General features: G+C 44.5%; 8 protein-coding genes. 5 read left to right on the forward strand and 3 right to left on the reverse strand.

Going from position 1 to position 6,735, the window contains the following annotated elements; translation table 11 throughout:
* Positions 1-32 precede the first annotated feature (32 nt).
* The 3 genes from AB4135_RS20370 to AB4135_RS20380 are packed head-to-tail and all read left to right on the forward strand — an operon-like array spanning position 33 to position 2,951.
* Positions 33-887: a PH domain-containing protein gene (locus AB4135_RS20370; protein ID WP_371995258.1), complete on the forward strand. Its 855-nt coding sequence runs from the start codon at positions 33-35 to the stop codon at positions 885-887.
* The gene (locus tag AB4135_RS20375; protein WP_371995259.1) at positions 877-2,382 is read left to right on the forward strand and encodes a PH domain-containing protein; all 1,506 of its coding nucleotides are present in this window, start codon (positions 877-879) and stop codon (positions 2,380-2,382) included. The genes AB4135_RS20370 and AB4135_RS20375 overlap by 11 nt, the downstream gene beginning before the upstream one ends.
* Positions 2,383-2,384: 2 nt before the next feature.
* A complete protein-coding gene (locus AB4135_RS20380) occupies positions 2,385-2,951 on the forward strand; it encodes a DUF924 family protein (protein WP_371995260.1) in 567 nt (188 codons plus the stop codon).
* Between the two features lie 50 nt (positions 2,952-3,001).
* On the opposite strand, the gene AB4135_RS20385 is transcribed toward AB4135_RS20380, so the two are convergent.
* From AB4135_RS20385 to AB4135_RS20395, 3 genes are all read right to left on the reverse strand, one after another.
* On the reverse strand, positions 3,002-3,445 hold the full coding sequence (locus AB4135_RS20385) for a universal stress protein (protein WP_248973289.1): 444 nt from the start codon (positions 3,443-3,445) through the stop codon (positions 3,002-3,004).
* Positions 3,446-3,472: 27 nt separating this feature from the next.
* Positions 3,473-3,904: a universal stress protein gene (locus AB4135_RS20390; RefSeq protein WP_371995261.1), complete on the reverse strand. Its 432-nt coding sequence runs from the start codon at positions 3,902-3,904 to the stop codon at positions 3,473-3,475.
* A 170-nt stretch (positions 3,905-4,074) separates the two neighbouring features.
* Positions 4,075-4,455: an STAS/SEC14 domain-containing protein gene (locus tag AB4135_RS20395; protein ID WP_371995262.1), complete on the reverse strand. Its 381-nt coding sequence runs from the start codon at positions 4,453-4,455 to the stop codon at positions 4,075-4,077.
* A gap of 171 nt (positions 4,456-4,626) precedes the next feature.
* Between AB4135_RS20395 and AB4135_RS20400 the strand changes: the two genes are divergently transcribed.
* Positions 4,627-6,054, forward strand: a complete 1,428-nt coding sequence (locus AB4135_RS20400; RefSeq protein ID WP_371995263.1) for a coniferyl aldehyde dehydrogenase — start codon at positions 4,627-4,629, stop codon at positions 6,052-6,054.
* A 21-nt stretch (positions 6,055-6,075) separates the two neighbouring features.
* Positions 6,076-6,648, forward strand: a complete 573-nt coding sequence (locus AB4135_RS20405; protein WP_371995264.1) for a TetR family transcriptional regulator — start codon at positions 6,076-6,078, stop codon at positions 6,646-6,648.
* Positions 6,649-6,735: the final 87 nt, after the last annotated feature.

The raw sequence follows: 6,735 nt of genomic DNA on the forward strand, positions 1-6,735 counted from the left end.
CTGATATAGTCGCTGAAGATAATGCGTGTTACATGAGTAATGAAATGGATGATTCACACTTGGAAAATACTACGTCAGAAGCAGAGTCACACAGTAAAGTTGAACCACTGGAAAAGACTGCCGATACTCAGCAAGCAGCCGCACATAGGGCTTATGCGACACATCATTTAATCCCTCAGGCACAATGGCAAGGGTTTGAAGACGTTAAGCTGCAAAAAATAGATGAACGTTACTACACCCAAGTGCTCTATGAGAGTTTATTCATTGCATTCGTTGGCGTTATTGTCGCCTCACTCGCCACCATTTTACCCGGTGTACTGAGCGTAACTTATGTCATCCTCGTCATCACTGCTGTTCTGCTGCTAATGTTTGCCATTGGTTATCTTAGGCATAGGCAAGCACAAAAGTTGGGCTATGGTGTATGTGAGCATGAATTTTTAATGGAAAAAGGGCTATGGTGGCATAAACGCACCTCACTGCCCTACTCTAGATTGCAGCATGTCAGCCTGTCTCAGGGACCACTGCAGCGGCACTTTAATCTATTTACCTTAAAATGTTTTAGCGCTGGTAGCGGCAGTGCAGAAATAGAATTGCCCGGCATAGAACAACATACCGCCGAGCACTTACGCCAACACCTACTCGCCCAAGCAGCCAAGGCTCACTTAACCGATCCGCAGCAAGCAGACACAGAACTCAGTGATGACCAAACTGCAGTACTTAATAGCGCAGATGAGCTCATAACAGAGCAGTCAGCAACCAAAGAAGACCATCTGCAGCAAGCTGATATAGAGAATAGCGATAAGCTCACTGAGGTTTCAGGTTGTACTGATGAACTCGCAACTAAGCAGTCAGTAGCTAAAGAGACTGGGGCACGCGATGAGCAATAAATTTGCAGACTGGTCATCACTATCTGCTTGGTCCGTTATTAGCTTCACCTTGTTCGCGATTAAGCAGTTATTGAGCAATGGTTATGCGCTGATCCCATTAGTTTACACCGGTTGGCAGCAGGGTTTTAGTAGCCCTTGGGTGATTATTGTGGCGCTGTTAACCCTAGTATTAATCTTCAGTTACAGCGTACTGCAATGGCTCAAGTTTAGATTCAAGATAGACGACGGCAAACTGAATATTAAGCACGGTATTATCTTCAAAAAGGTGGATGAGATCCCCTTCAATAAAATTCAAAATATTCGTTTGCAGCAACCTCTTTATTTTCGGCCTATGGGGCTCTATAGCCTAGTGGTAGAAACCGCGGGCTCTAAAGGGAATGAAGCGGAACTTTCAGCCCTTGACTACAAAGAAGCACTAGCGCTGAAAAAACGTTTGATGACCGAGCAAGAGCAGCAAAGCCCAACCAGTAGCGATGACGTTGGCGCGAGAACGGCGGAAACTCAACACAATACTGTTGCACGTAAAAGCTTTAAGGAGCTGGTTTTATTCGGGCTGTATCAGAACAACGCTATTTGGTTAGCCGTCATATTAGGGCCACTATTTGGTCAATTTGATTGGGAGTCGATGGAAAACCTACAATCCGTGCAAGCGTTCTGGGCGTGGTACGATGTTAATATCGCTATCAGCTTTATTTTGCAGGTTGCCTTTGCATTATTGGCGTTAACTTTATTCTATCTACTGTTTTCGATTCTCTCGATGACCTCAGCGGTGTTGAAATACTTTCCCTATCGTTTGAGTCGGAGCGGAAATACTCTGCATCGCACTGGCGGGGTTATCGCTAAGCAAAATGATGCTTTAGCCATAAGACGCATCCAAGTGGTTAAGCTCTACCAACCATTAGTCGGTCGGCTCTTTAAGCGTTGGACGGTTTACTTCCAGCAAGTAAAAGGTCATGAAATTGAGCAACGCGGCAGCAGTAATATGTTGGTACCGACAATGACTAGAAACAACATTGAAGAGCTGCTACCAAAACTAAAAGGCATTGAGGCAACCTCCACCACTGTGCCTAAAGCCTACCAACATATCCACCTAGGCTGGTTTTGGCGGCGTGGTCTACTGCCGCTGCTGGTCCCTGCAATTAACACTTACTTTCATGGTTTAGACATATTTACTGAGATCCTATGGATTGCAGCCAGCTTATTTTGTGCTGGGATTTACCTAAGATATCGCCAGTACGGTTATGTGATTGACGGGGATAACCTGTGGTTTCACTCAGGTTTACTCGGCCACTCTTGGCAGCTTGTCGCCTTGAGTAAAGTACAGCATGTTGCCATGAGCCAAAGCCCCAATCAAAAGCGCAGTCAGTTGGCCAACCTTGAAATTGGGCTAGCTAGTGGCAGTATTAAACTCCCCTATATATCAGTCATCGATGCCCGTAATATCGCCGAGCGTTCACTTACCCTTGTTCAAAACGACCACAGGAATTGGATTTAATTATGGATAAAATAACGGATAATGTGCCAGTAACACCCGATACTATATTGCATTTTTGGTTCGATGAGATTGAACCTAAACAGTGGTGGGTAAAAGATAGCGAATTCGATGCTCTGATAAAAGAGCGTTTTGAAACAGTACTAAAACAGGCCATTGCTGGAGAACTTTATCACTGGCGAGCAACACCTGAGGGACGCTTAGCGGAAATTATCGTGTTAGATCAGTTTTCGCGTAATATCTATCGCGATACACCACAATCTTTTGCTGCCGACCCGATAGCTTTAGTGCTGGCACAGGAAGCTGTAGCGCTAAATAGCGATAGCGAACTTAAAGCCAAACAAGTACCGTTTTTATTCATGCCCTACATGCACAGTGAGTCTCTTACCGTCCATGAAATAGCAATGCGATTATTTAGTCGAGAAGCCGCTCAAGGAAATCTTGAGTTTGAGCGCAGGCACAAAGCGATTATCGAACAGTATGGCCGCTACCCGCATCGAAATGCGATTTTAGGTCGCACATCTACAGCTGCAGAATTGGCATTTTTGCAGCAACCTGGGTCAAGCTTTTAGGGCGAACATCGTAAACTTTCGTCACTAACGCTCTAATGAGTCGAGCAAGCTTATTTAACCACTAACACCGGGGTTTTAGCTTTATTTGCTAATGCCTCGGCAATATTGGGATTAAGGAGATGAGCAATCCCTTGTCGACCATGGCTAGCAACCACGATCATGCCGACTTCCCCCTGCTCTGATTCAGCTAAAATTTCAGTTAACACATCGCCACTACGGATCACGGTTTGTACATTGAGACCATGATTGAGTTCAGCCTGTATATCGAGCTGAATTTTTTGCAAACTCTCAGTCGCAAATGAAGTTATCTGTTGCTCGAGCTCTGCCACTGCTTCAACCGCTAAGCCATAGTGATGCTCATTAAATGGCTCGCTCATCACATGTAGCAACCTTAAACTGACGCCATACAAATTTGCCATCTCTACCGCATAACTGAGCGCATGTGACGCGGTTATAGAGAAATCTGTTGGACATAGAATTTGACGAGTACGCATAGCCACTCCTTAACTTGTTTAATTGGACTACTTCACTACTAACACCGGACATTGAGCCCTATTAGCCACCGCTTCTGCAACATTGGTGGCCAAGAAATGAGATAACCCAGTACGTCCATGGCTAGCAATAACGATCATCCCAGCCTCTGAACATTCCGCTTCTTTAAGGATCTGCTCCGAAGCAACGCCATGACGAATAACGCTCTCTACCGACAACTCGCTATTCAATTCAGCTAACAAGGCATGCATCTGTTCGGCGGCATTATCTTCCATACTCTGAGCAAGCTCCTCAGGGGTTACAGTGAGTATTTGGTAGTTCTCGAGTCCAACAGGCTGGTCAATAACATGTACTAAACGTAAGCCTACGTGGTAAAGGTTAGCCATCTCAATCGCATATTTCAGTGCATGCGAAGCGGTTTCAGAAAAATCTGTGGGGCATAATATTTGTCGAGTACGCATATCGAATTCCTCCAAACATTGTTTACTTGAGCATTGCTGTGACCGTAAACGACTATAGCCAATAGCCTCGGTTAACGCGACATTGCTAGCAATTAGACTCTAGCTCTCTCAGCGTATTTGCCACAATAATAAGCCCAAGCTCATTATTGTGAGCAAAAACTAGTTCAACGTTAATCCTTTAACCATTTATATGCCTGTTCCTTATCTTCAAAAAACTTAGCATCATAAGGGGTAAACCAAGCTGCAATTTTTGTCATCCACTCCTGAAAGTTACCACTACCAACCACCGCGATTTTTTTAAACTCCCGCCCGTGAGCTAACCCAAGTTTAAGATCATCCCATGCAGCTCTTAACTCCCAACCATCGAGTTCAGTGACATCAGCAATAACATTGATTTCTGGATGTTCAACACCAGCTAAAGCGGACTCAATCATAGGTACCATATACTGATAATCTTGATGAGTCAGCTTGCCCCTTGCGGTAAAGCTCAAGTGGAACTTGTTATCGAACCGCTCTATACCCACTGATATTCCATGTGTTTTATCACTCATCTTTATCTCCTTTGTTGATGTATCCACTTCATTCATTTTAGTGCAGTTTAGTTAAGTGAAGTTGATCTTGCTCACAAAACACACTGATATTTGACCTTTACAAAAAAGTGGATTACTATCAGACCGACTAATCAGTCGGTTATTTGAAGAGCACTCTCTGGAGCGATGAAAATGAACATGCCAATTCAACAACAAGCAACACAGCCTTTATCAGATATTCTAGTCGCTCAGCGTACTCAGTATCTCGCACAGCCTGCTCCGTCCTACGAGGCTAGAATTGAGCACCTCAAGAGCCTTAAAAAATCGATATTAGCCTATCAAGAGCAACTGGTTCAGGCGTTAAACCGTGATTATGGTAACCGCTCAATTGATGACAGTAATATCTCTGAGATCATGCCCTGTATCAACAACATCAATTACAGTCTCAAACACTTGAAAAAGTGGATGAAACCAAGTCGCCGGCATGCAGGTCTCTTGCTCGCTCCGGCAAGCATTAAAGTGCAATACCAGCCGCTTGGCGTTGTCGGAATTATTGTGCCTTGGAACTTCCCTATTATGCTATCGGTAGGCCCTCTGATCACCGCATTAGCCGCCGGTAACCGAGCAATGATAAAGCTGTCAGAATTTACCCCAGAGACCAACAAAGTCCTGATTGCCATGCTTGCAAGCATCTATGATCAAAACCATGTTGCCTGCGTTGAAGGCGAAGCTGATGTTGCTGCAGAATTCTCATCGCTACCGTTTGACCATATGCTGTTCACTGGCTCCACTACCGTTGGTCGTCACGTTATGCGCAGTGCAGCGCAAAACCTTACCCCAGTGACTTTAGAGCTTGGTGGTAAATCACCGGTTATCGTAGCCGACGATATTGATATGGATATTGCTGTAGAGCGCATGATCTACGGTAAATGTCTTAACTCCGGCCAAATATGTGTCGCACCCGATTACGTACTAGTGCCCAAAGAAAAACTCAATGATTTTGTGCAGGCTTATAGAAGAAAGTTTACCAAGATGTATGGCCAAGTCAGTGACAACAAAGACTACGGCAGTATTATCAATCAACGCCAGTTTGACCGTGTAATGCAAGTTCTCGATGATGCCAGAGCAAAAGGCGCAACGATAGAAAGCGCCAACGACGAAGCCATCAATACCGATAAACGCAAAGTCCCGACCCAGCTCATTACTGGCGCGACTGACGACATGTTGCTGCTGCAAGATGAGATATTTGGTCCATTACTGCCCGTTATCCCATACGACCAGTTAGATGAAGCCATCGATTACGTTAATCAACGCCCGCGTCCATTAGCACTCTACTTAATGAGCTTTGATAAGACGACTCAGCAGAAAGTCATGAACCACACTCACTCTGGTGGTGTTTGTATTAATGAAACCGTATTTCATGTTGCCGCGGATGACGCACCATTTGGTGGTATCGGTCCATCAGGAATGGGACACTACCACGGTAAAGAGGGCTTCTTGACCTTTAGTCATGCTAAAACGATTCTCAAGCGTGGCAAGTTCTTTAATACTGGTAAGCTAGTCCACCCTCCTTACGGCGGAGCATTGCAACAATTGCTGACAAAGTTTTTCCTGCGCTAAAGCATTAGGATAATCTCACTGATGAGTAAAATAGATAAAAAACAAGCCATACTAGACACTGCGCTGACACTCTTTGTCAGCCAGGGCTTTTATGCCACATCAACGGCCTCTATCGCCAAAACTGCAGGAGTGGCAACAGGGGCGCTTTTTCACCATTTCGCTTCAAAAAATGAATTAATGAACTATCTATTTCTTAATATAAAGCAAGAGCTTGCAACTGAAATACAGTCAAAATCGAGCAGCAAGGGAGATCTGCAGTTAAACGCTGAACACCTGTGGAAAGTTGCTATCGATTGGGCGATTGCCAACCCGTTAAAACAGGAGTTCTTTCAGCAATATTCCATGTCACCTTCAATTGCAGCAGAAGTCAGGCAACAAGCAATGACTGGAATATTGAGCTTTATGGGGGAACTGATCACCCTTGGTCAAAAAACAGGCGTTCTAGCGAATTATCCGCTATCATTGATGCTAGAAGGTTGCCACGGTCAGTATTTGGCCGCGACAAGGTACTTCTTAGACCACCCAGATAAGTGGCAAAATGAAACACACAAGCAGGCAAGCTTTTCGATGTTTTGGAATGCAATGAAAGCCTAATTGTGACGATAACAGTAACAAGCTCATGGAAGAGAAAAACCTTGTTACCAGTGTTTTAATTTTAGATGTAGAAGTAGAAGTAGAAGT

The sequence above is a fragment of the Shewanella sp. 10N.286.54.B9 genome, from assembly GCF_041468565.1.
In the GTDB taxonomy this organism is placed as follows: Bacteria; Pseudomonadota; Gammaproteobacteria; order Enterobacterales; family Shewanellaceae; genus Shewanella.

Coding starts and splice junctions, on each gene's coding strand:
- AB4135_RS20370 (WP_371995258.1), top strand. CDS start 33: ATGAGTAATGAAATGGATGATTCACACTTGGAAAATACTACGTCAGAA.
- AB4135_RS20375 (WP_371995259.1), top strand. CDS start 877: ATGAGCAATAAATTTGCAGACTGGTCATCACTATCTGCTTGGTCCGTT.
- AB4135_RS20380 (WP_371995260.1), top strand. CDS start 2,385: ATGGATAAAATAACGGATAATGTGCCAGTAACACCCGATACTATATTG.
- AB4135_RS20385 (WP_248973289.1), bottom strand. CDS start 3,445: ATGCGTACTCGTCAAATTCTATGTCCAACAGATTTCTCTATAACCGCG.
- AB4135_RS20390 (WP_371995261.1), bottom strand. CDS start 3,904: ATGCGTACTCGACAAATATTATGCCCCACAGATTTTTCTGAAACCGCT.
- AB4135_RS20395 (WP_371995262.1), bottom strand. CDS start 4,455: ATGAGTGATAAAACACATGGAATATCAGTGGGTATAGAGCGGTTCGAT.
- AB4135_RS20400 (WP_371995263.1), top strand. CDS start 4,627: ATGAACATGCCAATTCAACAACAAGCAACACAGCCTTTATCAGATATT.
- AB4135_RS20405 (WP_371995264.1), top strand. CDS start 6,076: ATGAGTAAAATAGATAAAAAACAAGCCATACTAGACACTGCGCTGACA.